Here is a 22,826-nt window from a genome sequence, read left to right as displayed (position 1 = left end):
AAAATTTTTATTATACTGTGGACCTGGAGGAACTAAAGAGGATACAAATAGAGTGTGCCAAAAAGGTTTTGCAAACTGATGACTTTACGGAAGTAAGGTTAGTAGGCGGCATTGATCTTACCTTTGAAGATCCAAAGGGCAACCCAACAAGAGCCTGGGCAAGCCTTGTAGTTGTAGACATAAAAACCCTCAAAAAGGTGTACAGCCACGTGGTAGAGGGTACTGTGGACTTTCCTTACATACCCACCTTCCTAGCCTTTAGAGAGTTACCTCTCATGGAAAAGGTATATCTTTCGGCAGAAGTAAAGCCTGACGTGGTCTTCATAGACGGTCAGGGTGTGGCACATCCACGCGGGTGTGGTATAGCATCCCATTTTGGTGTCAAGCTTAACTGTGTAAGTGTAGGTGTTGCAAAAAGTAGACTCTTTGGCTTTTACAAAGAGCCAGATGTACGCAGAGGAAGCTGGAGTCCTCTTACCTACAGAGGTAGAACCATAGGTGCTGTAGTTAGGACTAAGGACAACACCGCTCCCATATTTGTCTCAGTAGGCCATAGAATTAGCTTGAACACAGCCATAGAGCTCGTACTAAAGACCTCCATGTACAGAGTGCCAGAACCTACTAGGTTGGCACACAACCACCTTCAGTGGTACTTAAGAAACTCTTGCAAATGATTTTCATATGCTTTATATTAGTTTAACTATGATCAAAGATAAGGTAGATTTATTCATAAAGGCTTGTAGGAGTATGGGTCTTAGGATAACACCTCAGAGGGTGGCCGTCTACGAGGTACTTCTAAGCAGAGATGACCACCCCACCGCTGAGGAAGTTTACAACGAAGTTAAAAAACGCTATCCTTTTGTGTCCCTTGCCACAGTCTACAGAACTATAGAGACCTTGGAGCAGCTAAACCTGGTAAAGAGGGTGGCCTACTGGGGCAACTCGGTAAGGTACGATGCAAACATCCAGGAACACCACCACCTCATATGTACAAAATGTGGGACCATAAAGGATGTATCTTTTGACTTCGGACTAAACTTACCCGAGAAGCTTTACGGTTATAAGGTGGAAGGATACTCGGTCCACATATACGGAGTGTGTCCAGCATGTCAGCAGAAGGAAAGCCTAAGGTCTACACACCAGAAGAACTAAAGTCTATACTATCCGAGCTGCCCGAGTGGAAGCTTCAAGATGGCTATCTCACTAGAGAGATAAGGCTAAAAAACTTCACTCAGGTTATGATGTTGCTCAACGCCATAGCGTACCTCGCCGAGGCTTACTGGCACCATCCAGACGTATGCCTGGGCTTTAAACACATGGTCATAAAGCTAAAGACCCACGAGCTTGATGCTATCACAGAAAGGGATTGCATACTGGCCAAGGAGATAGAAAGGCTCATAAGCCTATATCAGAGCCGCCAGTAAACAAACCCATCCACATCCTTACGTGAGAATATACCTTTTATATCTACCAGGATGTATGGTTCTGTGGAAATAGACCTTATCCTATCTGGTGTAAACTCCTCGAGCAAAACCCTATGCCTTACTGCGAAGATGACTGCGTCATAGGGAGAGTACTTTATAGGATCCTCTATCCTGTTTACGCTTTCCTCCAGTTCCCTCTCGGCCACAGGATCGTAGACAAAAACATCACAACCGAACTCCTCAAGCTCTTTGCATAGGGGGAAGACTTTGCTGTTTCTGGTGTCGGGCACGTTCTCCTTGAAGGAAAGACCTAGCACTAATAACTTGGATCCTTTCACCTTCTTACCGGCTTTTATAAGGAGCTTTACCACTTGGTGGGCTATGTAGATGGGTATATCCTCGTTCACGCTCCTACCTGCGAGTATCAGCTTAGGGACGTAACCTACCTCCTGGGATTTATGGGCAAGGTAGTAAGGGTCTACTGGTATACAGTGGCCACCCACAAGCCCAGGCTCAAACCTCAAAAAGTTCCACTTGGTGGATGCAGCCTTTAAGACCTCGTGGGTGTCAAGCCCAAGCCTGTGAAAGATGAGGGCCAGCTCGTTTATGAGGGCTATGTTTACATCCCTCTGGATGTTCTCTATGACCTTTGCAGCCTCGGCAGTCCTTATGTCTGGTGCTACATAGACACCTGCCTCTATCACGCTTCCGTATATCTGGGAAAGGAGCTCGGCCGTCTGCGGTGTATCGCCAGCCACCACCTTGACCACCTTTTCTAAGGTATGTTCCCTGTCTCCTGGGTTGACCCTTTCGGGAGAGTAACCCACCCAAAAATCTCTCTTCCACTTTAGGGAGCTTTCCTTCTCCAGTATGGGTATGCACACCTCCTCTGTAGCCCCAGGGTATACAGTAGACTCGTAAACTACCACAGAGCCCTTCTGCATATTCCTTCCAACCACCTGAGAGGCGCTCCTGAGAAAGGAAAGGTCAGGGTTCTTAAGCTTGTCTACCGGTGTAGGCACAGCTACTATGATTACCTTACACTCAGAGATTACCTTCTCATCGTGGGAAAATTCCAAGGTAGAGCTTTTTAGCTTCTCTGGCGGTACCTCACCTGTTGAATCTATTCCACTCTTTAACTCTTCTATTCTCTCTTTTTTTGTGTCGTAACCCACTACTTTAAACTTCTTAGAGAGGAGCACTGCTAGCGGTAGTCCTACGTAACCAAGTCCTACCACGCATATCTTGTCTTTTGTTGGGTTGAACATCATACTCATTATAATATCTTGTTTATAATATCTTGTAACGTATGGTTAAGGTTCTTATAGTACTTTACGAAAGTCTGAAGGAAGATGTGAACCTACTAAGTAAGCTAGAGGAGACAGTAAAGGCACTGAAAAGGTTTATAGGACCTGATAGTCTTTACATCACTCTTACTTCTCAGTTTAAAGAGCTCTTTGATAGGTTCCCTGACTTGGTCTTCATAAACAACGATAAGGGCTCTAAACTTTATGCCATCTATAAGGGGCTTAGAAAGCTAAGGGGAAACAACGTGCTTGTGGTGGACGGTGGCACCATCTTTTTAAGGGACAAGGCACTGGATTTCATCTCAAAGAAGAAAAACATGATCCTCAAAAGGGAGAACCTTTGGGGTGGACTAGCTTACATAAAGCTCGTTGACCTTGACTACTTTATAAGGACCATTGAGAGAATGTTAGAAGAAGAGGTTGACTTAATGAAAGTTGTTGATACGGTACATAGGGAGTATGGAATAGAATGTGAGATATCCTCTTAGAGGAGGTTTGGCATGGATGAGATAACTGTAGGAAAGTACATAGTCTTAAAGGACAGGTATTACACCAAAGAACATGAATGGGTGTTGGTAAAGGGCAAGAAAGCTTGGGTAGGCATAACGGACTACGCCCAGAAAGAGCTCGGAGACATAGTCTACGTGGATCTTCCAGAGAAAGACAGCCACTACGAAGCTGGGGATGTGCTTGTAAACTTGGAGTCGGTCAAGAACGTGGCACCTGTTTACGCACCTGTTAGCGGTACCGTAGTGGAGGTAAACTCACAGCTCCAGGACGAGCCCCAGCTAGTTAATGAATCACCCTACGAAGACGGTTGGCTAGTGGTCCTTGAGATGGATGATCCTGCTGAGCTTGAAGACCTACTTACGGCAGAAGACTATGCCCAAATGCTTGCAGACATAATCAAAGAAGAGAGGGTAGAGAGCATAAGCATAGGTACACCTCCAGAAGAATCCTTTGAAGAATCATTAGATGCGTTACCTGAGGATATCCCCTACGAAGATAAGGAAAGGTGATGTACATACCCCACGGACAAGAAGATACAAAAAAAGCCTTTAACCTTTTGGGTATTTCCTCCTTTGAAGAACTTTATTCACACATAGACCCTACCCTGCTTGTCAAGCCAGATATCAGGCAAGATCCTCTGTCTGAGGAGGAAATAAGGAGATTTTTTAAAGAGCTTGAAGGTAAAAATAGAAGCCTGGTATGCTTCGCAGGATTTGGAGCCTATGATAGGATAGTACCATCAGTAATATGGCAGATTCTAAACAGAGGAGAGTTCTTGACCTCCTACACACCCTATCAACCTGAAGCCTCTCAGGGTACACTACAGGCCATCTTTGAATATCAGACGCTCATATGCGAGCTTACAGGTATGGACGTGGCAAACGCCAGCGTGTACGATGGAGCCACAGCCTTATCAGAAGCCATACTCATGGTAAAGAGTGCAAAGACGAACGCCGATAGTTTACTTCTCTCTGAAGGTGTAAATCCTCTATACAGGGATGTGGTAAGAACCTACATTACGGCCCGCCAGGACGAGATTGATCTCGCTCCATTATCGAAAGAAGGTACTACAGATTTAGAGAGGCTCGAAGAGCTTCTTAAAAGTAAGAAGGTCTATGCTTTGGCTATCCAACAGCCCAACTTCTTGGGTTACGTGGAAAACGTACAAGAGATTTCAAAAATCGCTAGGGAGTACGAGGTACCTTTGATAGTGGTAGCAGATCCTGTAGCTTTAGCTGTGCTCAAACCTCCAAATGAAGCACATGTAGTGGTAGGTGAAGGTCAGCAGCTAGGAATACCTTTAAACTTCGGTGGTCCGTACGTAGGCTTTTTTGCTACAAAGATGGAGTACCTAAGAAGAATACCCGGAAGGCTTGTAGGTATGGGAGAAGACGTAGAGGGAAAAAGAGCTTTCCTTTTGGTACTTCAGACGAGAGAACAGCACATAAGAAGAGAAAGGGCTACTTCTAACATATGTACAAACCAGAACCTTATGGCCATAGCCAACGTCATATACCTTAGCCTACTTGGCAAAGAAGGCCTTATAGAGGTAGCAAAGCAGAGCCTCTCAAAGGCTCTCTATCTGAAGCAGAAGCTCCTTGAGCTTGGGTTTGAGGAACCCTACACGGGGAAGCATCTATGGGAGTACCCTCTAAGACATCCAAGGATAAAGGAGTTAAGACAGAAGGCTTTAAAGGCAGGCTTTCTCTTCGGTGTGGATCTCTCACCCTTTGGCTACAGGGATACCATCCTGTTGGCCACTACGGAGAAGAGGACAAAGCAGGAGATAGACAGACTAGTAGAGGTGCTCAAGGATGGTTAAAAGGTACACCCGCCCACAGATGGGAGAGATATGGAGTGACCTTAGTAAGTTCAGATTCTGGCTTGAGGTAGAAAAGGCAATCTGTAGAGCTTGGCATAAACTTGGAAAGATACCTGCCCAAGCACTCGAAAAGATAGAGAAGACCTACGTGGACGAGGAGGTGTTAAGGCGTATAGAAGAGTACGAGAAGGTTTACAACCACGATGTGCTAGCTTTTGTCTCCGCCATAGGTGATCAGATAAGGGGTTATACGCAGTACTTTCATATGGGCATAACCTCCTCGGACATAGTAGACACGGCCCTAGCCCTTCAGATAAGAGAAGCCCTTAGACTTATACTGCAGGACGTTGACTTAGTACTTGAAGAGCTAAAAAGGCTCTCCCTTGAACACAAGCATACACTCATGATGGGTAGAACGCACGGCATGCATGCAGAGCCCATAACCTTAGGTCTGAAGTTCCTAGTTTGGTACGACGAGATGAAGAGGAACAGACAGAGACTTTTGGAAGCACTGGATAACATATCCTACGGTAAGATAGCTGGGGCCGTAGGTACTTACTCCAACCTTGACCCTATGGTGGAAAAGCTGGCACTCGAAGAGCTTGGACTAAAGCCTGAACCAGCTTCTACCCAGATAGTGCATAGAGACAGACATGCCCAGGTTGTGTTCTCGTTGGCAATATGTGCTACCTCTCTAGAAAAGTTTGCCACCGAGATAAGGCATCTTCAGAGGACAGAAGTAGGAGAGGTAGAAGAGCCCTTCAGAGAAGGTCAGAGGGGTTCTTCCGCCATGCCCCACAAGAAGAATCCCATACACGCTGAGAGGATATGCGGCCTTGCCAGGGTAATAAGGTCCAATCTTACGGCTTCTTTGGAAAACGTAGTCCTGTGGCATGAAAGGGATATATCCCATTCATCGGCGGAGAGGGTAATACTGCCTGACTCCTTCATAGCCCTTGATTACATTCTCAACCTATTTCTCAGCATACTCAAAGGTCTTAAGGTCAACAAGGACAGAATGCTCAAGAACATGGATCTATCCTTTGGTCTCTACGCCTCTTCCAAAATACTCACCCTTCTCATGGAAAAGGGTATAGACAGGGACATAGCCTACCAGCTAGTGCAAAGGTGTGCTATGAGAAGCTACAGGGAGGAGATACCTTTCAGACAAAGTCTTATGGAAGACACGGAGGTCTCCAAGTACCTAACTCAGGAGGAGATAGAGAAAGCCATAGATCCTAAAAGCTTTCTCAAACACTTAGACTACATATACGATAAGGTTTTTGGAGGTGATAAAGATGGTTCTGATGTGTGATGAAAAGGTCGTCTACTTGGGAGAGTATGATGTCAAAGCCTTTGACAAGCAGGAGCTTATAGAGAGGGGGGAACAGAAGCTCCTTTGGCAGACTAAGCGTTTGCAGGATCCTATCAAAAAGCTGCTCGCAGGTAAGGATTATGTGTTTGGCATAACCTCTTCGCACCTCATAAGGGTTCACAAAGAAGATGGTCAGCTAGAGGAGTTTCCTGTGGAAGATGTGCAAGACATAGCCCTTTCTCTTAACGAGGGTTATATCCTAACCAAGACAGACCTCTACAGATTTTCTACTGAAAAGCCAGGAAAGTTTACAAACGTAGGGGCTCCAGCAAAGCTTGAAAGACCTTTCGTATGTATATCCCTGAGTAAGGACTACATCTACATAGCATCCAAAGAATTCATCTACAGGCTTAGCAAAGAGGGAGGTCTTCTTGATGAGAAAGCTTTTTCTGGGACGCTGGCCTTGCTAGCAACCGAGGAAGGACCTGTGGCCGTGAAGGAAAGTGGAGAGGTGGTCTTCTTTGATCACCAGTTAGAATCCATCTCTTCTTGTAGCTATCAAGGAGAGTTCATGAAGGCTGAGTACAACTGCTACCACCTTTATCTGCTTTCTACCGAAGGTCTTTTCATATTTTCCAAGCTTGGTAGACTTGTGGCAAGCATAAAAGATTCAAAGTACATAACCTTTACAGAGGGCCTAAACCACGTGTACCTTCTTAAAGAGACGGGCTTGGAGGCTGCATCCAAAGCTGATCTTTTTGGCGAAGACTACCAAAACATAGACTTGGTGACTTTAAGCGCTATAGTCTTAGGTGCCCTTCATCTCTATTCACAGGAAACGGGCAAAAAGCTGGAGATACATGAAAAGCTAGGTTACATAGATGTAAGAGTAGATGGCAAGGGTTTAGATATCTACTCTGTAACTTACTGTCTTTCTAAGTACTTTCCAGAACTCTTTGTATACTGTGCAAACCCAGGCTACTACGAGGCTATAAGAGAGTTCGCTGCTGAGTTCAACCTTATCTCAGAAGAAGGTGGCAAGATTCACCTCAATGAGTCCTTGCTTAAGCTCCTGGAGGAAAGGCATTCTACCTTCCTAACCTTCAAGGATGATATAGTCAAGACTGTAGGATCATGCCAAGGCAAGTAGCCGTCATAGGATCCTCTAACTCTACAGAAGAGGAGTATTCCTTTGCCTACCGTCTAGGTAAAGAGCTAGCAAGGCGTGGCTTAGTGGTGGTGTGTGGTGGCAGGGGTGGGGTTATGGAAGCTGTGTGTAAGGGTGCTAAAGAAGAAGGTGGGCTTACAGTAGGAATACTTCCTTCTTACGAGGGAAGTGAAGCAAACCCTTACGTGGACGTGAAAATACGTACGGGTATGAGCTGGAACAGGAACCCACTGGTGGTGGCAAGCGGTGACATTGTCGTGGCTGTAGGTGGCCACTGGGGAACACTTTCCGAGATAGCCTACGCACTCATCTTGGGTAAGACCATACTAGGCTACAAAACCCACCCCATAGAGGGTGTAAAACAGTTCAGCAACCTGGAGGATCTCCTCGCCGAACTGGACAGGGTGTTAAATTTATGAACATGCAAAGCCCGCAGGTAAAACCCGAGCTACACACAAAACTCCAGCTTAACCTGACCCTGGGTGTGGACATAAAGTTACTCCAAGAAACCTCAGAAGACCTAAGCAAGGTGCTAGAGGAGGAAAGCAGGAAGAACCCATGCGTGGTAAGGTATACCAGAAGGATACCAAAGTTCTTCTACGAGGAAATTCCAAGACAGGAAGTAGCAGCAAGAGAGTCCCATATGGAGAGCCTTATCAAGCAAGCCAAGCTTGAATTCGATGGACAGGATCTGGATGTAGCCCTTGAGATAATCTACTCCCTGGACGCGAAGGGTTTCCTTGGTGAAAGCGTTGAAGACATAGCCAAAAGGTTCGGAACAGAACCCCAGTATGTGGAGAGCATAAGAAGGTTTATCACAAGGGAGTTTGAACCTCTTGGAGTGGCATCAAAGGACATAAAGGAGTTTTTGGTCCTCCAAGTGGAGGAGTTGTACCCAAGCCAAAGACATCTGATCCCAAAGCTCCTTAAGGCTCTAGAGAGTAGAAGACCGGTTAGAGATCAAGAGGTACTTTCTCTTCTTTCAACCCTCAAGCTCTTCCCCTTATCTACAGATGCTGCGTACACGCACACAAGCGTGGATGTGGTAGCTGAGTATGAGAACGGTGAGTGGTACCTCTTCGTGTACGAGGACTTTGTAGACTTTGATGTGGAAAAAAGAGATGGGGATTGGGAAAGGGCTAAAAGGCTAAAGATGCTGCTTGAGATGAGAAGAAAGATACTCAGGGACGTAAGCTACAGGATAATCCACAGGCAGGAGGGTTTTCTGTTAAGGGGTGAGCCGCTCAAGGCACTAAAGGTAAGCTCTGTGGCTAAGGATATAGGCATAGACACATCCACCCTAAGCAGGATTATCTCCAGAAAGTCTATAAAAACCCCAGCAGGAACATACCCTCTTAGATTCTTCTTCGTGAGGGAGAGCAAGTCTGGGCTTAGTACCCAGGAGGTTATGCTTCTTGTAAGAAAGATCTTGGAGGAGAAGGGCATGCACCTGAGCGACAGAGAGGTAAGCCTAGAGGTCAAGAAGTTAGGGTTCAACCTAGCTAGGAGGACGGTTGCCAAGTACAGGAGGCTTTTGGGTCTAAGATGAGGAAGTTTCAGCAGATAAGGGAAAGACTTAAGAAAGAAAACCTAGATGGCTTTCTCTTCTCCTCAAGGGCCAGTGTGGAGTACCTTTCGGGCTTTAGGTCTACCAACGCTTACTGCATAGCCACAAGGGATGGAAGCTATCTCCTTACGGACAGCAGGTACTACCACAGAGCTTTGGAGGAGCTAAAAGGGTGGAACGTAGTAAAGATAGAGAAGGACACTCTTAAGTTCATAAAAGGTTTTGTAAAGGACCTTGGGCTTAAAAAAGTAGGCTACGAAAAGGACAGGGTCTCATGCCATTTTAAGGAGAGGCTAAGGGCAAAAAGCATAAGCTGGGTAGGGTATGAAGGTTTTCTGAAGGACCTAAGGGCCATAAAGGATAAAGATGAGATAGAAAGGATGAGGAAGGGTGTGGAGCTAAGTGACAGGATCTACCTCAATCTCTTGGAATTTTTAAGACCAGGCCTTACAGAGCTTGAAGTTAGAGCCTTTTTAGTGCACGAGTTTTTAAAGGGTGGAGCTTTGGGGGAGAGCTTTCCCGCTATAGTTGCTTGCGGACCAGCTTCCGCCATACCCCATTGGGAAACTTCTACAAACAGATTGGAACATGGAAAGCCACTTCTTATAGACATGGGACTTGTATGGGAAGGTTACTGCACAGACTTTACCAGAACCATCTTTTTAGGCAAGGCAGACGAAGAGTTTAAGAGGGTCTACACTGTGGTAAGGGATGCCCATCTTTTTGCCCTTGAAGAGGTAAAGGTAGGTAAGAGGATAGGAGATGTGGACAGGAAAGCCAGGGAATATATCCAAGACAAGGGTTTTGGAGACTATTTTACACACTCTACTGGCCACGGAGTGGGTGTTGAAATACACGAGTTTCCAAGAGTCTACAAGGATGGTCCAGACGCAGAGGTGCCCATAGAGGAGGGTATGGTCTTCACCATAGAACCTGGCATATACCTACCTGGAAAGTTTGGAGTAAGGCTTGAAAACATGGTTCTTGTAGAAGGAGGCTCTGGTAAACCACTGTCAAGTGTGAGCTTAGATCTTGTTGAATTGTAAGGTTTTTGGGTTATAATTAATATATTGGTACGCGGGGTGGAGCAGCCTGGTAGCTCGTCGGGCTCATAACCCGAAGGTCGCGGGTTCAAATCCCGCCCCCGCAACTTTTACCATACCCCTAAATATTAAGATCGGATCGTAAATTCCCAGATCCTCCAGAAGATAGCCATCACCGCCTGTGATTACAAGCCTTATCTCTTTACCGTAGGTTCTTTTGCTCTCCTCGAGGAAGGAAAGGATGAAAACCCTGGCCTCCCTTATTATCCCACCTAGGATGGCAGACCTGGTATCCTTGCCTACGGGGACATCTACTTTTTCCATCTGGAAAGAAGGTATGAGCTCTGCTTTTTCCTGCAGGCACCTTAACTTTCCAGAAAGGCCCAACGTGATAAAGCCTCCAACAAAGATGCCTTCTACTATAAGATCTAGAACCATGGCCGTGCCGCAGCTAACTACAAGACAGTCTTTCCCGTAATGGAGGAAAGCACCGTACAGGTTCAAAAGCCTGTCTATGCCTACCTTTTGCTTCTGTATACCTTCCGTCTCTATGGGAACATGCTCAGGTCTTATAAAAAAGGCGTTTTTAAAGGTTTCCTCTAGGAATCTGTTTAGGGAAGGCCTAACCGAGGAGATGTAAACCCTTTCCCAGCTTCCTTTGAGTTCATGTATCTGATCGTGAGAGAACTTTCCAAGGTAGGAAAGCTCACCCTTTTCAAAGCTACAGGCGTCTATAGTGGTGTTGCCCACATCAAGGAACAGTATCTTCAAAGCTTGTCCTTCTGTATGAGTTCTTTCACGTACTGGATGGCCTCTTCTACCTCTAGGTCTTCCCTTTCACCTGTAGACCTTTTGACAAGCTCTACCTTACCTTCTTTAAGCTTTTTACCCACAACGATCCTGTACGGGAAGCCACACAGGTCTGCATCTGCAAACTTGGAACCTGGGCTCTCATCCCTGTCATCAAGGATAACCTCTATACCCATCTCCTGGGCAAGTAGGTAGAGCTCTTCCGATACCTTCTTCTGTTCCGAGTCCTGTGGGTTGACGCATACGATGTCAAGCTCAAAAGGAGCTACCACCGTTGGCCATTTTATACCCATCTGGTCATGGTATTGTTCCACAAGTGCCGCCATGATCCTTGATATACCTATACCGTAACAGCCCATTATGACGGGTTTTTCTTCTCCAGCCTGGTCTCTGTAGTAAAGCTTCATGGGTTCAGAGTACCTTGTACCAAGGAGGAATATGTGGCCGAGCTCAAGACCTCTCCTTACCTTCAGAGGGCTTGAACACTTAGGGCAGGGATCCATATCCCGAACTTCGCATACGTCTACAAACTCACCGTAGGCGAAGTCTCTTCCAGGGTTCACGTTCACAAGGTGATAGTCTGGCTTGTTGAAAGCAACCACCATGTTCTTAACTCCCCACAGGGAGTTGTCCCACAGTACCCTTATACCATCGGGAAGGTTAATGGGTCCTATGAATCCCTTGGATGTTCCAAGAAGCTTTCTAACTTCTTCATCGTCCGCTAGCCTAAACTCGTCTGTTCCCAAGATAGCTTCTAGCTTCTTCTCGTCTACATTCCTATCTCCCCTTATGACTACCATGAGAGGCTCACCTTTCACTATGTAAAGGACAGCCTTCATTATCTTTCTCGGTGGAACCTTTAGGAAATTGGCAAGCTCCTCTATGGTCTCCACGTTGGGCGTATAAACCTCCTGCAATGGCTTTTCTTCTTCCTCTTCTTGAATTCCCTTACCCAAAGGCACTATCTCCGCGTTGGCGGAGTAACCGCAGTTTTCACAGTAGGCCACTAGGGCTTCTCCGTAGTCAGTTAGGACAACAAACTCGTGAGAGCTCTTACCCCCTATGTTTCCTACGCTTGCTTCCACCATCAGCACGTTTAACCTTAGCTTTTTGAAGATTCTCTCGTAGGCAAACTTCATAGTCTCGTAAGAGATGATGGCTGACATCTCATCCGTATCAAAGGAATAGGCATCCTTCATTATGAACTCTCTGCATCTTATAAGGCCAAAACGTGGCCTTTTTTCATCCCTAAACTTTACCTGTATCTGGTAGAGTATTAAAGGGAGCTGTCTGTAGGAGTTAACGAAGTGTCTAACTAAGTCTGTAATCTCTTCTTCGTGCGTGGGGCCAAGACAAAAGTCCCTACCGTTCCTGTCTTTGAGCTTAAAAAGCTCCGGACCGTAAAGATCCCATCTTCCCGTCTCCTGCCATAGGTGTGCAGGGTTCAAAACTGTTAGCAAAAGCTCCTGAGCTCCAGACCTGTCCATCTCTTTCCTCACTATGTCCTCTATCTTCTTCAGCACCCTGTGGGCTGGTGGTGTAAAGGCGTAAATTCCAGAAGCTACCTGCTTTATAAAGCCTGCCTTTAGAAGAAGCTTGTGTGATGGAGCTTCTGCATCTGCAGGATCATCCTTTGATGTATACCAAAAATACCTACTCCACCGCATGAGAATAGTTTACAGCATACCTCCCACGTAAAGTTGTCTATGGTATAATTTTTGACAAAATCTTAAGGAGGTAGGTAAAATGAGGAAGTTCATAGCACTCGGAGTCGTTGGACTTGCCCTGCTTGCGGGATGCCAACAGAAGCCTGCCGAACAGCAGCAGCCTGCACAAGAGCAACAGCAGCAACAACCAGCTCAACAACAACAACAACAACAACAACCAGCTCAGCAGGATCAACAGCAGCAACAGCAACAACAGCAACAGCCAGCTCAAGGGCAACAACAGCAACAACAGCAACCGGCTGGCGAGCAGAAGAAGTAAGGCTTGTAGGAGGGGAAATCCCCTCCAGCTTTATTCCTAATCAAAGTGGAGGCTTGGTATGTACGCGGTAATAGAAACAGGAGGAAAGCAGTATCAGGTTAGTCCAGGTATTAAGATAAGGGTTGAAAAGTTAGAGGTCGAGCCAGGCAGCACTATAGAGTTTGAGCCTATAGCTATAAAAGCTTCGGATGGTAAGGTGAAGTTCTTCACAGGCAAAGTTGTTGCCGAGGTTGTAAAACATGCCAAGGGTAAGAAGCTCATAGTATTCAAGTTTAGGGCTAAGAAAAACTACAAAAGGTGGCGTGGACACAGACAGTGGTATACTGAACTTTTAATAAAGGAGATTAAGGAGGTCTAATCATGGCATCAAAGGCAAGCGGTGGCTCAACGAGGAACGGAAGAGATAGTCATTCTAAAAGGTTAGGCGTCAAAAGGTATGGTGGTCAGTTTGTGAGGGCAGGAAATATCCTCGTAAGGCAGAGGGGCACCAAGATATACCCTGGAAAAAATGTGGGTATGGGTTCAGACTTTACCCTGTACGCCCTGGTGGACGGTATAGTGGTTTTTGAAACGAGGAAGAACAGAAAGTACGTAAGCGTAGAGCCTGTTCAGACCTCATAGATAAGGTCCAAGAGATCCTTCGCTAAGTTCGGATCTATATCCTTAAGTTGTTTGTAGACTTCTCTAGCTTGGCTTGTCTTTCCTAGGCGTGCGTAAGCCACGCCTAGCTTGTAGAGTAGATTAGGATCTTTGGGGTTGGCTTCTAATTCCTTCATAATGTCCTGGATGTACTTTTCCAAAAGCCCTTCTCCCATCTTGCTAAACATACCTTTGTAGTCTCTGTCCATGTTTCAACTCCCGTAGAATTTGTAGCTTGTGTTCTGCAATCTATTAAGGTTTTCAAGCATAACATCTTCTATGTATGGATTAAAGCTTACCACAACTATATGCAATAGAAAACCCGTTTCCTCAAGCTTTCTCCTAGCAGAGCCCAGAAACTCTCTGAGGATTTCATCCTGTTCCACTTCAAAGGGAGCACCCATGAAATGATGGCTCATACCTAAAAAACTGCCAGGTTTTACTTTCACGGTAAGCCTTACAGGGTTGAGAGTTTCAATGAGTTCTTCTCTGTTTCTTGTAAACTCAAGGCCAAACATAAGTATGGCGTCCGTTATAAGGTTTTTAGAGCTTAGGTTTACAAACTGTCTAAAGCCGCTTTCCTTAAAGTCCAGTTTAAAGTTGTCCTTGTTTGTTTCTACCCAATGGGGATGAGGCCTTTCCAAAAGCCAGAGCATCTTTGTAGGATAGAATTCCTCACCCCTTTCGGTCCCCCACATCATGAGCGCTAGGATCATCACTAATAAAATCTATGCATACGACCCAGTCAGTAAATATAATTAATCCCGATGAAAGACATCCTGCTTAAGCTCTCTGAGAGTCAAAACTTAACCAAAGAGGAGGTCAGAAGGGCCCTTGAGGACATAGTGGAAGGCAGAGCTACAGACGCGCAGATAGGTGCTTTCATAATGGGATCTAGGATGAAGGGAGAGACTGTAGAAGAGTTGAGTGCATGTGCTGAGTTTTTCAGAGAAAGGGCTCAAAAGGTCTTTGTAAAAAACCCGGAGGAACTTTTGGATACGTGTGGGACTGGTGGTGATAGGTCTGGTACCTTTAACGTGTCAACCGTAACAGCCTTTGTCCTAGCAGGTGCTGGCATAAAGGTGGCAAAGCATGGTAACAGATCTGTCTCTTCTAAGACTGGAAGCGCCGACTTTTTGGAAGCCCTTGGAGCCAAGATAGATTTACCACCTGAGAAAGTTTCCACCATGATAGAAGAGATAGGCATAGGCTTTATGTTCGCCCCTATGTTCCACCCAGCCATGAAGAGGGTGATAGGACCCAGGAAAGAGGTGGGCATAAAGTCCATATTCAACCTGGTGGGCCCTCTTTCCAATCCAGCAGGTGCAAGAAGGCATCTCCTCGGTGTTTTTTCTGACGTCTTTGTGGAGAAGGTAGCCCTTACCTTAAAGTCTTTGGGAGTTATAAGAGCATTCGTAGTCCATGGAAAGGATGGTATAGACGAGATTTCTATAAGCGCCCCCACCTTGGTAGCGGAAGTCAAAGGTGATGAGGTAAGTCTTTACGAGTTCTCTCCTGAGGATGTGGGTATAAGAAGATTCCCTTTGGAGTATGTAACTGTTAGCAGCGTAGAGGAGAGTGTGAAGATGGGACTCTCTGTTCTAAAAGGAGAAGAGTTGGGAGCTCCTTACTACATGGTGCTTCTAAACGCTGCCTTTGGAGTGCTAGCCTCAGGCCTTGTCGATGACCTCAAAGATGCTATAGAGATAGCAAAAGAGTCCATACAGTCTGGAAGAGCATACCAGAAGCTCATGCAGTTTGTAGACATATCTCAAAAACTGTGAAGTATAGAGTAGGAAAAGTAGCGTATTTAAACACTCTCCCTCTTTTTTACAGATGGGACGCTCCAGAAGTTGAGCTTGTAGATGGTCATCCCTCAGATCTAGTAAGAAAGCTAAGGTACGGGGAGATACACGCGGGCATAGTTTCTTCAGTTGAGTATCTGATGAACAGCCACCTGTACACCTACGTACCTGATGTTTCCATATCCTCCAGAGATAGAGTTTGCTCTGTGCTACTCTTCTCAAAAACAGAGATAAGTTCCATAAAAACTGTGTACCTTACTTCAAACTCCCTGACTTCTAGGCTTCTCTGTATCCATATACTAGAGGATGTTTACGGTATAAGCCCTAATTATACAGAATCCATGTCCCAGGCTGATGCAATCCTTCTGATAGGTGATGAAGCTCTTTCTCAGAAACGTCTGGGTTTGTATCCTTTTGTGTATGACCTTGGACACGAGTGGAAGAAGGCCTACAACCTCCCCTTTGTCTTTGCCCTCTTCTTGGTCAGAAAAGAGTACCATCCGGAGCTTACCGAGATTATTCACAGGCTATGCCTTGTTTCAAAGGAAGTGTTCTACCGAGACTTAAAAGAGGGGAAGATAAGCTCACAGCTAGTTGATGTCAACGAGTACTTTTTGGATTGTTTGCATCTTGGTCTTGGACCTGCGGAGGAGAGATCCTTAGAGCTTTTCATGAAAATTTTAGAAAGAAGGGGGTATATTAGGACATAAGGAGGTGTAGAGACATGGTTAAGAAAGTAGCTTTGTTTATGACTGGTGTGGTATTTTCGGCAGGTCTTTACTCTTGCGTTGAGGTATCTTCTCAACAAACCTATCAGGGTGCTGCTGTTGGTGCTGCTGTTGGTGCTGCTGCAGGCGCGCTTATAGATAAGAACAACAGGTGGCGTGGTGGTGCTATAGGTGCAGCCCTAGGTGCAATACTTGGTGGAACCATAACGGAGATAGCTCAGAGGGCAAGCAAAGAGGCTGCAATGCAAAACAGACCTGTTAGCTACGTTTCTGAAGATGGCAGACAGAAGGTATACGCTGAGCCTGTAGCAAGCAGTGGGAACTGTAAGATAGTCAGGACCACTTACTACCAAGACGGAAAACCTGTAAAGACAGAAGAGAAGCCAGTCTGCCCTTAAGATAGGTGCTTACTTAGGGAGCTGAGCAGAATCTCCACATCTTCCTGTGTGTAGTTAAGGCTGACTGTAAGCCTTAGCCTTGCCTTCTTTAGAGGAACAGTAGGGTACCTTATGGCCTGTATGAACAGGCCATCCTCAAGCAGGGCTCTGGATACCTCCAGGGCCTTCTTTTCTTCATAAAGCATGATGGGTATTATGGGTGTGCCATAAAAGAGCACGTCCAAATGTAGCTCCTTTAGTCTGTTATACACATAGAGGGTTAACTCCTTTAGCCTTTTTATCCTCTGTGGCTCTCTTCTTATTATCTCCAATGCCTTTCTTGCTCCTGCACACACACTCGGCGGTAAAGATGTGGAAAAGATAAGACTCCTGGCTTTGTTTACCAGGTATTCGCATAAGATCTTGCTGCCGCAAACGAAGGCACCATACGACCCTAAGGCCTTTGAAAGGGTCCCCATGATTATCATATGCCCTTCCCATCCCTGGGAAAACTCCTCCAGTATGCCCTTCCCGGTGGTACCCAAAACTCCTGTGGCATGAGCCTCATCCAGATAAAGTATAGCGTCATACTCTTTTGCTAGCCTGTTCAGTTCCCTTAGATCTGCTATGTCTCCGTCCATACTGAAAACACTATCTGAGATTATGAGTGCTCGCCTGTAGTTTTTTCTGTGTTCTTTGAGGAGCTCCTCTAGGTGTTTGTAGTCCCTATGCTTAAAGACTATGACTTTGGCTTTGGAAAGCCTACAGCCATCTATTATACTCGCATGGTTTAATTCATCGCTGAAGATAACATCCTTCTCTCCTACTAGAGCTCCTATAGCTCCTAGGTTGGCAAGGTAACCAGAACCAAAGAGCACGCAGCATTCGGTACCTTTAAATCCTGCTAAGTCTTCCTCTAAAGCCATATGGTACCTACTGTAACCAGACACTAGCTGGCTTGCCCCAGACCCAAGACCCTCCTCCCTCAGTACTCTTATTGCCTCTTCCACTACTTCTGGGTGGTTTCTGAGGGCAAGGTAGTCGTTAGAACAAAAGTCCTTTACTCCCTCTCTCAGCCTTCTCTGCCTGTAGAGGTTTAGCTCCTTTAGACCCCTTAACTCTTTCCAGAGGTCTTTCATCTTATGAGGCTGTTTAAATCTTCCTGTGCGGGTACTCCCGAGTGTATCTTGCCGTTCATGCCTATAAAGGTAGGTGTTCCCCTGACGCCAAGCTTGTTGGCCAAGAAGTCTAAGTTTTCTTGGATTTTCTTTTTACCATCCTCACACTGGGTGTTACCAAAGTTTCTGTTTATGTAATCCTCAAAAGATCTTTTCTCGCATACCAAAGCCACAGACTTGTTGAAGGCGTCGGGATGTATGGGAAGTGGGAAGAGGATCACTCTTATCTGTACGCCGTTTTTGTCGGCCCACTCTTTCACTATGGACTCTGACCTCTTACAGAAGGGACAGTCTGGATCTGTAATAAAGTAGATGTACTTATCACCCTTGCCGTAGGTTATGTCAGTATGCTTTGAAAGCTCGTCGAGAACGTTCTGGGATACCTTCGAAAACTCCTTCTTGGTTTCCTCTGTTATGCTCTTTTTCTCCTTTACACTTACAAGATTGCCTAGGATGAGGTATTCCATCTTGCTGTCTGTGTAGAAGACTACCGGCTGGGCACCCATCTTTATGACCACTTCACAGAGACCTTTTACCTTAGCCGGCCTCACGGCGGAAACCTCTACAGGGCTGTTTGTAAACTCCTTTACCACGCTCTCTATTTTTGATTTGTCTGGGCATGTGCCAGCCACACTCTGACAGCTGGCCAAAGCAAAAAGACCTATCCAAATGAACTTTCTAAGCATAGCTTTCTACCTCCTTGAGATTGCTGATTTTAGCACATCTGGAGTCATGGGTAGCTGGTTGACTTCTATTCCGTACCCCCAGAGTAGAGCGTTTGCCACGGCTGGAGCTACAGGTGGAAGACCAGGTTCACCTACACCACCCATAGGACCGTCACCCTTCACTATGTAAACTTCTACCTCTGGAGCTTCGTCCATGGTGAGCAAGGGGTACGTATCAAAGTTTAGGTTTGAAGGACCACCGTTGGAAAATTTCACTCCTTCCTTTAGGGCCGCGCTAAGCCCCATCATAATGGCTCCTTCTACCTGTGAGATAACAAGGCCTGGGTGTATAACAAAGGGACCAAGATCTATGGCACAAACTACCTTATGTACCTTTAGCTCACTATTCTTTTCATCAAAGGAAACTTCTGCTACCTGTGCCACGTGCGATCCAAAGGAGTAGTGGTATGCAAGACCAAGGTTTGATTTTTTACCCCATCCACCCTTCTCAGCGGCAACTTCCACCACCTTTTTGGCTCTTGGATCTTTTAAGAGCTCAAGCCTTAGGTCCACTGGGTCCCTTCCTGCAACCTTTGCTAGCCTGTCTATAAAGGTTTCAAGGGTGAAAGCGTTATGGGTACTTCCTACAGACCTCCAAAACCACACGCTTACGGGGAGATCAACCTTGACGTACTCAACATGTAGGTTGGGTATCTGGTAGGGTATGTTTTCCAAGCCTTCAACGGCCGCCCTGTCTATAGGCGAAGGCCGTCCAGCCCATTCAAACACCGACTGGACTGCTATCTTAAAGTAGAGGGATGAGACTTTTCCTTTATCATCTACAGCTCCCCTAAGCAGGGTAGCGTTCATAGGTCTGTAGTACCCAGACTTTACATCATCTTCCCTGGTGTACACAAGCTTTACAGGCTTTCTCAACTTCTTTGATATCTCTATGGCTTCACCCACAAAGAGAGCTTGAGCCTTTCTACCAAAACCACCACCCAAATAAGTGGTGTATATCTTTATCCTGTCCTCGGGTAGTCCTGTTATGCTCCTTGCAAGGTTCAAGGCAAAGGTCTGTCCTTGGATTGGGGCGTACACTATACACTCATCCTCCTTTACATAGGCTACGCAATTCATAGGCTCAAGGGTTGCATGGTAAAGGTAGGGGAGTAGGTATACAGCCTCTACCTTCTTTCCAGAGTTCTGTATAACTCTTTCGGGATCTCCTTCCCTCCTAGCTACTTGACCCTTAGTCTGCAGCTTGCTCAGGAAGAAATCCTTTAATTTCTCGTCATCAAAATCTTGTATCGGACTCTTACTCCAGGAGACTTCTATGTTTTGTCTGGCCTTTAGAGCACTTTCAAAGCTATTGGCACATATGGCCAACCCTGTGGATATAGGAAAGGCTGAGATGAATCCATCTACCTTTTTGGCTTTGGATACATCATAGCTGAGAAGTTTTGACCCAAAGGACGGGGGCCTTTCTACTAGTGCGTAGACCATACCATCAAGTCTAACGTCTATGCCGAAGATGGCCTTTCCTTCTACCTTCTCGGGGACGTCTATCCTTGGGACATTCTTACCTATGTATATAAACTCCTTTGGTGTCTTTAGCCTAGGGTTTTGAGGTACTGGTAGTTTTATGGCTATCTCCCATAGCTCTCCGCAGCTTACCTTCCTTTTGCCATCGGTTACATAACCTTTGTCTATTCTTAGGCTTTCCTTGGGAACCTTCCACGAGGATGAGGCAGCTAGAAGGAGCATTTCTCTAATGGTAGCCCCAAGAAGTCTGTAGTGGGTGTGCATGTTTCTGAGGCTCGTACTACCACCCGTCAACTGAGACCCCATCTTCCTGTCTATGTAAATCTCTCCAGCTGGTGCCGTCTGTACTCTTACTCTCTCCCATGGGAAGTTAAGCTCGTCTGCCACAAGCATGGATAATCCCGTGTGTACTCCTTGTCCCATCTCAGACTTGTTTGAGACGACTACCAGGTAGTTGTCGCGGGTGATGTTTGCCCATGCAAAGGGCTTTAGCACATCACTCTGAAAAGCTTTGAGTACTTTAACGCCGCCTTCTGTAAAGAATAGACCCAGACCCGAAACGCCAGCCTTTAGAAAACCTCTTCTTGTTATCATGCTTTCACCTCAATAAGCTGTTGGGCCCTTTGTATAGCCTTCAATATTCTGTTGTAGGTACCACATCTGCACAAATGAGAAGACATGACCTTTACTATCTCCTCCTTGCTAGCCCTTGGGTTTTTACTTAGCAAAGCATAAGCTTCCACTATCTGTCCAGGTTGGCAGTATCCACACTGAGGGACTTGTAGTTCTATCCATGCTCTCTTTATGGGATGGCTTGAGGGAATCCCTTCTATGGTAGTGATATTCTTGCCCCTGACGGCTGATATGGGTGTTATGCATGACCGTGTAGGTTCGCCATCTACTAGAACAGTACATGCCCCACATATACCTTTCCCACATCCAAACTTGGTTCCGGTGAACCCAAGATGCTCTCTTATGGCCCAGAGTAGTGGTGTGTCCTCTGCTACTTTCAAGACGTAAACCTTTCCGTTTACCTTAAGCTCCATGGTAAAAGTTTAACACTTTCTAGATGGAACCCTTTTTTATCCTGTTTATCGTCTGTTGTACCCTTCTTGAGTCCTTAAGGCCATAAAGTTCCATGATTAGCCTTTTTTGGAGAGCAGGATGTAGCTTTAGAAAAGCCCGTCTGTCTATAGAACCCTCCTTTAGGACCTTCTTTTTTACCTCTTGCAGGTTTTGGTCTATGAAATCTTGGTCCGTTTTGAGAAGTTCTCTCATGCGTAAAAAGGATTCTTCTAAGCTTGGATTTATCTTTTTTAGCTCTGGTATCACCATGTACCTTATGCGGTTTCTTGCGATGGAAAGATCCAGATTGCTTTCATCAAGCACCCAATCTTCCTTTAGCTGTGTGAGGAACTCCAGTATCTCTTCTCTTTTTACTCTGTAAAGAGGTCTAACTACATCATCCTGTCTTTCTTCAAAGCCTAAAAGTCCTTCAAGGCCGCAACCCCTTACCATCCATAGGAGGATGGTCTCCACAAGGTCGTTGAGGTGATGAGCCGTAGCTATAAGGTCAAAGCCCTCCGTACTCTTTATCCTCCTTAGGACCTTGTACCTTTCTTCTCTAGCCACAGCCTCTAGGTTTTCTCCCCTCTCCTTTGAAATCTCCTTTACTTGTAGTCTTTCAACGTATATTCTGAGCTTCTTCCTTTTGGCAAACTCAATGCTGAATTCCTCGTCTCTTATGGAGGTCTCCCTTATGCCATGGTTCACATGAACAAGGGCTACATCTGAAAGTTTTAAAAACTCCTTCAACATCAGCAGGGCCAAGGTTAGGGCTACCGAGTCGGGACCACCAGAGAAGGCTACCAGTACCCTGCTTCCTTCTGGTATAAGCCTCTTCTCTCTTTGGAGGCTTACTACCTTCCTAAGCAGACTGGAGTAACCTTTTTCTGACATCTTCGTAAAAGGGATACTCTACACCCTCCCTAACGAACTCTTCAAGGAGCTCCAAAGCCTCGCGCCTTTTCCCCTTTCTCTCTAAAAGGTAAACGTAAACCTCAAGGGAGTTGATTCTACCCAACTTTCCCCCATTCTTCTGCTTTAAATCCTCTTTATATTCTTTGAATAGCTCCACGTCAGTACGTGCGTACTTTTCCATCTTCTCAAAGTCTTTTATCTTCTGGGCGAGCATCACAAGGTCATTAAGAACCAGGTGCTTTTCCAAAGCATTCTGCGCAAACCCTAACGCTTGAAGGTAGAGCCATTCGGCTGTCTGATAGTCTCCCTCAAGCAGGGCTGTTTGGGCAAGACTACCCAAAAAAGTACACCTTGTATAACCCTTTACCTCAACCTCTCCACTGTCAAAGTGCTTTGCTCTGAAGGGAAAACGTAGGTTTTTGATTGTCTTTAAGGAAAAGTAGTACTTAACAGACTTTTGTTCTTTGTGGCTTAAGCTCTCATACCAGTCCCACAGATCAAGGGCCTTGAGTATCCCCCCTTTTTCCCTGAATATCTTAAATACCCTTAGCAAAGAAAACTTCCTCCTCCATCTGCCTTTTTACCTTCATTATCCTGTTGTTCTCATCTACGTATACCAGGTAGGGTTTGAAGTTTTCTAGTTCCTTTTCTTCAAAAAGCCCATACGAGGCTATTATGATGATGTCTCCGACGGCTCCCAACCTTGCTGCTGCACCATTAAGGCGTACTTCCCCTGAGTGTGCAGGTGCCGGTATTACGTAAGTGGAAAACCTCTGTCCATTGCTCACGTTGTATATATCCACTCTCTCGTAGGGCAATAAGTTGGCAGCCTCCATTATGGCAGAGTCCAAGGAAAGGCTTCCTTCGTAGTGAAGTTCAGCCCCAGTAACCCTGGCCCTGTGGACTTTTGACTTCAGCATAAACCTGTGCATAAGAAAAAATAATATAATTAATCTT

At 45.8% G+C, this 22,826-nt stretch carries 29 protein-coding genes and 1 tRNA gene; 18 read left to right on the top strand and 12 right to left on the bottom strand.

The genetic code is table 11. The features are described 5' to 3' along the window. The first annotated feature begins 17 nt into the window (after positions 1-17). The 3 genes from B5444_RS06910 to B5444_RS06900 are packed head-to-tail and all read left to right on the top strand — an operon-like array spanning position 18 to position 1,424. Entirely contained in the window at positions 18-674 is a 657-nt protein-coding gene (locus B5444_RS06910; protein WP_079654486.1) for an endonuclease V, read from the top strand. 28 nt (positions 675-702) lie between these two features. Then, positions 703-1,152 carry a Fur family transcriptional regulator gene (locus B5444_RS06905; RefSeq protein WP_079654485.1) on the top strand — a complete coding sequence of 150 codons (450 nt, stop codon included), beginning with the start codon at positions 703-705 and terminating at the stop codon, positions 1,150-1,152. After that, a complete protein-coding gene (locus B5444_RS06900; RefSeq protein ID WP_079654484.1) occupies positions 1,107-1,424 on the top strand; it encodes a 4a-hydroxytetrahydrobiopterin dehydratase in 318 nt (105 codons plus the stop codon). Before B5444_RS06905 ends, B5444_RS06900 begins: the two co-directional genes overlap by 46 nt. On the opposite strand, the gene B5444_RS06895 is transcribed toward B5444_RS06900, so the two are convergent. After that, a complete protein-coding gene (locus B5444_RS06895; RefSeq protein WP_079654677.1) occupies positions 1,409-2,695 on the bottom strand; it encodes a nucleotide sugar dehydrogenase in 1,287 nt (428 codons plus the stop codon). The genes B5444_RS06900 and B5444_RS06895 overlap by 16 nt on opposite strands. Before the next feature lie 38 nt (positions 2,696-2,733). On the opposite strand from B5444_RS06895, the gene B5444_RS06890 reads away from it, so the two are divergent. The 9 genes from B5444_RS06890 (at position 2,734) to B5444_RS06850 (ending at position 10,263) form a co-directional block, all read left to right on the top strand. Further along, entirely contained in the window at positions 2,734-3,219 is a 486-nt protein-coding gene (locus B5444_RS06890; protein WP_079654483.1) for a hypothetical protein, read from the top strand. Positions 3,220-3,231: 12 nt separating this feature from the next. After that, complete coding sequence (gene gcvH, locus B5444_RS06885) at positions 3,232-3,750, top strand: glycine cleavage system protein GcvH (RefSeq protein ID WP_079654482.1); 519 nt, start codon at positions 3,232-3,234, stop codon at positions 3,748-3,750. Beyond that, a complete protein-coding gene (gene gcvPA / locus B5444_RS06880) occupies positions 3,750-5,063 on the top strand; it encodes an aminomethyl-transferring glycine dehydrogenase subunit GcvPA (RefSeq protein WP_079654481.1) in 1,314 nt (437 codons plus the stop codon). The genes gcvH and gcvPA overlap by 1 nt, the downstream gene beginning before the upstream one ends. Beyond that, on the top strand, positions 5,056-6,378 hold the full coding sequence (gene purB / locus B5444_RS06875) for an adenylosuccinate lyase (RefSeq protein WP_079654480.1): 1,323 nt from the start codon (positions 5,056-5,058) through the stop codon (positions 6,376-6,378). Before gcvPA ends, purB begins: the two co-directional genes overlap by 8 nt. Then, the gene (locus tag B5444_RS06870; RefSeq protein ID WP_172838445.1) at positions 6,371-7,528 is read left to right on the top strand and encodes a hypothetical protein; all 1,158 of its coding nucleotides are present in this window, start codon (positions 6,371-6,373) and stop codon (positions 7,526-7,528) included. The genes purB and B5444_RS06870 overlap by 8 nt, the downstream gene beginning before the upstream one ends. Further along, on the top strand, positions 7,513-7,965 hold the full coding sequence (locus B5444_RS06865) for a TIGR00725 family protein (protein WP_079654478.1): 453 nt from the start codon (positions 7,513-7,515) through the stop codon (positions 7,963-7,965). The genes B5444_RS06870 and B5444_RS06865 overlap by 16 nt, the downstream gene beginning before the upstream one ends. 2 nt (positions 7,966-7,967) lie before the next feature. Then, a complete protein-coding gene (locus tag B5444_RS06860; protein WP_172838444.1) occupies positions 7,968-9,095 on the top strand; it encodes an RNA polymerase factor sigma-54 in 1,128 nt (375 codons plus the stop codon). After that, entirely contained in the window at positions 9,092-10,159 is a 1,068-nt protein-coding gene (locus B5444_RS06855) for a M24 family metallopeptidase (RefSeq protein ID WP_079654476.1), read from the top strand. Before B5444_RS06860 ends, B5444_RS06855 begins: the two co-directional genes overlap by 4 nt. A gap of 30 nt (positions 10,160-10,189) precedes the next feature. Further along, positions 10,190-10,263, top strand: a tRNA-Met gene (locus tag B5444_RS06850). Here B5444_RS06850 and B5444_RS06845 read toward each other — a convergent pair. Next, entirely contained in the window at positions 10,223-10,906 is a 684-nt protein-coding gene (locus B5444_RS06845; RefSeq protein ID WP_231967185.1) for a type III pantothenate kinase, read from the bottom strand. The two genes, B5444_RS06850 and B5444_RS06845, sit on opposite strands and share 41 nt — an antisense overlap. 17 nt (positions 10,907-10,923) lie before the next feature. Further along, entirely contained in the window at positions 10,924-12,633 is a 1,710-nt protein-coding gene (locus tag B5444_RS06840; RefSeq protein ID WP_079654475.1) for a proline--tRNA ligase, read from the bottom strand. A gap of 79 nt (positions 12,634-12,712) precedes the next feature. Here B5444_RS06840 and B5444_RS07675 point away from each other — a divergent pair, with 79 nt between their 5' ends. The 3 genes from B5444_RS07675 to rpmA are packed head-to-tail and all read left to right on the top strand — an operon-like array spanning position 12,713 to position 13,573. Next, a complete protein-coding gene (locus B5444_RS07675) occupies positions 12,713-12,952 on the top strand; it encodes an alpha-fetoprotein enhancer-binding protein (RefSeq protein ID WP_154021752.1) in 240 nt (79 codons plus the stop codon). A 58-nt stretch (positions 12,953-13,010) separates the two neighbouring features. Next, positions 13,011-13,310: a 50S ribosomal protein L21 gene (rplU, locus tag B5444_RS06830; protein WP_079654473.1), complete on the top strand. Its 300-nt coding sequence runs from the start codon at positions 13,011-13,013 to the stop codon at positions 13,308-13,310. Between the two features lie 2 nt (positions 13,311-13,312). Then, complete coding sequence (rpmA, locus tag B5444_RS06825; RefSeq protein WP_079654472.1) at positions 13,313-13,573, top strand: 50S ribosomal protein L27; 261 nt, start codon at positions 13,313-13,315, stop codon at positions 13,571-13,573. Here rpmA and B5444_RS06820 read toward each other — a convergent pair. Then, entirely contained in the window at positions 13,561-13,800 is a 240-nt protein-coding gene (locus tag B5444_RS06820; RefSeq protein WP_079654471.1) for a tetratricopeptide repeat protein, read from the bottom strand. The two genes, rpmA and B5444_RS06820, sit on opposite strands and share 13 nt — an antisense overlap. Before the next feature lie 3 nt (positions 13,801-13,803). Further along, positions 13,804-14,307, bottom strand: a complete 504-nt coding sequence (locus B5444_RS06815) for a hypothetical protein (RefSeq protein WP_079654470.1) — start codon at positions 14,305-14,307, stop codon at positions 13,804-13,806. A gap of 51 nt (positions 14,308-14,358) precedes the next feature. On the opposite strand from B5444_RS06815, the gene trpD reads away from it, so the two are divergent. From trpD to B5444_RS06800, 3 genes are read left to right on the top strand one after another with little or no spacing between them, the layout of a single operon-like run. After that, positions 14,359-15,375 carry an anthranilate phosphoribosyltransferase gene (trpD, locus tag B5444_RS06810; protein WP_079654469.1) on the top strand — a complete coding sequence of 339 codons (1,017 nt, stop codon included), beginning with the start codon at positions 14,359-14,361 and terminating at the stop codon, positions 15,373-15,375. After that, on the top strand, positions 15,372-16,106 hold the full coding sequence (locus tag B5444_RS06805) for a menaquinone biosynthesis protein (RefSeq protein ID WP_079654468.1): 735 nt from the start codon (positions 15,372-15,374) through the stop codon (positions 16,104-16,106). Before trpD ends, B5444_RS06805 begins: the two co-directional genes overlap by 4 nt. 14 nt (positions 16,107-16,120) lie before the next feature. Continuing rightward, a complete protein-coding gene (locus B5444_RS06800) occupies positions 16,121-16,522 on the top strand; it encodes a YMGG-like glycine zipper-containing protein (RefSeq protein WP_079654467.1) in 402 nt (133 codons plus the stop codon). Here B5444_RS06800 and bioF read toward each other — a convergent pair. The 7 genes from bioF to panD are packed head-to-tail and all read right to left on the bottom strand — an operon-like array spanning position 16,519 to position 22,801. Then, positions 16,519-17,640, bottom strand: coding sequence for an 8-amino-7-oxononanoate synthase (bioF, locus tag B5444_RS06795; protein ID WP_079654466.1), 1,122 nt, complete (start codon positions 17,638-17,640; stop codon positions 16,519-16,521). The two genes, B5444_RS06800 and bioF, sit on opposite strands and share 4 nt — an antisense overlap. Then, positions 17,637-18,365, bottom strand: coding sequence for a DsbC family protein (locus tag B5444_RS06790; protein WP_079654465.1), 729 nt, complete (start codon positions 18,363-18,365; stop codon positions 17,637-17,639). The genes bioF and B5444_RS06790 overlap by 4 nt, the downstream gene beginning before the upstream one ends. Before the next feature lie 6 nt (positions 18,366-18,371). Continuing rightward, positions 18,372-20,483, bottom strand: a complete 2,112-nt coding sequence (locus B5444_RS06785) for a xanthine dehydrogenase family protein molybdopterin-binding subunit (RefSeq protein ID WP_079654464.1) — start codon at positions 20,481-20,483, stop codon at positions 18,372-18,374. Then, positions 20,480-20,935, bottom strand: coding sequence for a (2Fe-2S)-binding protein (locus B5444_RS06780; protein WP_079654463.1), 456 nt, complete (start codon positions 20,933-20,935; stop codon positions 20,480-20,482). The genes B5444_RS06785 and B5444_RS06780 overlap by 4 nt, the downstream gene beginning before the upstream one ends. 19 nt (positions 20,936-20,954) lie before the next feature. Further along, positions 20,955-21,848: a tRNA lysidine(34) synthetase TilS gene (gene tilS / locus B5444_RS06775; RefSeq protein ID WP_079654462.1), complete on the bottom strand. Its 894-nt coding sequence runs from the start codon at positions 21,846-21,848 to the stop codon at positions 20,955-20,957. Further along, positions 21,817-22,422: a hypothetical protein gene (locus tag B5444_RS06770; RefSeq protein WP_079654461.1), complete on the bottom strand. Its 606-nt coding sequence runs from the start codon at positions 22,420-22,422 to the stop codon at positions 21,817-21,819. Before B5444_RS06770 ends, tilS begins: the two co-directional genes overlap by 32 nt. After that, positions 22,406-22,801, bottom strand: coding sequence for an aspartate 1-decarboxylase (gene panD / locus B5444_RS06765; protein ID WP_079654460.1), 396 nt, complete (start codon positions 22,799-22,801; stop codon positions 22,406-22,408). The genes B5444_RS06770 and panD overlap by 17 nt, the downstream gene beginning before the upstream one ends. Between the last annotated feature and the right edge of the window lie 25 nt (positions 22,802-22,826).

This window comes from Thermocrinis minervae (genome assembly GCF_900142435.1).
GTDB classification, from domain to species: Bacteria; Aquificota; Aquificia; order Aquificales; family Aquificaceae; genus Thermocrinis_A; species Thermocrinis_A minervae.
This window is presented reverse-complemented; position numbering and strand designations above follow the sequence as displayed.